At 39.4% G+C, this 203-nt stretch carries 1 pseudogene; it reads left to right on the top strand.

Going from position 1 to position 203, the window contains the following annotated elements:
- Window positions 1–203, top strand: a pseudogene (locus CYR52_RS22830) (hypothetical protein); the annotation flags it as partial.

Below are 203 nucleotides of genomic sequence, written 5' to 3'. Positions count from 1 at the left end.
CTGAGACTAAATGGGTCAATGTTGAAGTTAAAAACCCTTCACCTTATACAAAACCCTTTCCTCTTGAGGTAACGTATATTTCCCATAAATGCCAGAAAAAAAGAATCAGCGGGTTTGATGGTTCTCTGGTAAAAGAACCCAGTTATAAAGGCATTCAAATTCCTTTGCAACAGCAAGAAAGGAGCGATATCTGGCAGGGCAAA

Source organism: Chimaeribacter arupi, assembly GCF_002858805.1.
GTDB lineage: Bacteria > Pseudomonadota > Gammaproteobacteria > Enterobacterales > Enterobacteriaceae > Chimaeribacter > Chimaeribacter arupi.
Note: the sequence above shows the minus strand (reverse complement) of the source record. Positions and strands in the feature narration are given on the sequence as shown.